The organism is Pseudomonas frederiksbergensis, from assembly GCF_003732665.1.
GTDB lineage: Bacteria > Pseudomonadota > Gammaproteobacteria > Pseudomonadales > Pseudomonadaceae > Aquipseudomonas > Aquipseudomonas frederiksbergensis_G.
In genome coordinates this window covers 1-307 of the sequence record NZ_MOBP01000026.1, presented here as the reverse complement: position 1 = coordinate 307, position 307 = coordinate 1, and the positions used below count along the sequence as shown (strand labels likewise).

Sequence of the window (307 nt, the reverse complement as noted above, 5' to 3'; positions counted from 1 at the left end):
CGGCGAGCCCTTGACCGAGGTGATGGTTGGAGCGGTGGCGGCAGTGACGGTCAACGTGCGCGCTGCCGAGGTGGCGCCGGAGCCGTACAGTGCCTTGGCGGTGAAAATGTGTGCGGCGACGGTCAGCCCGGACACGGTCAAGGTCCAGATGCCCGTAGTCGCATCGGCAGTAGCTTCACCCTTGGACACGGTGCCATCGAAGATCTGCACCTTCTGTCCTTTGGCAGCAGCGCCGGTCAGGACCACAGCGGTTTCAACCGTGATGCCGCCATTGGCAATTTCCACCCCGCTCGGCGAGCCCTTGACC

1 pseudogene is annotated in these 307 nt (G+C 64.5%); it reads right to left on the bottom strand.

Features of this window, described 5'->3' with window-relative positions:
* Positions 1-307 (bottom strand): annotated as a pseudogene (locus BK665_RS32225) (hypothetical protein); the annotation flags it as partial.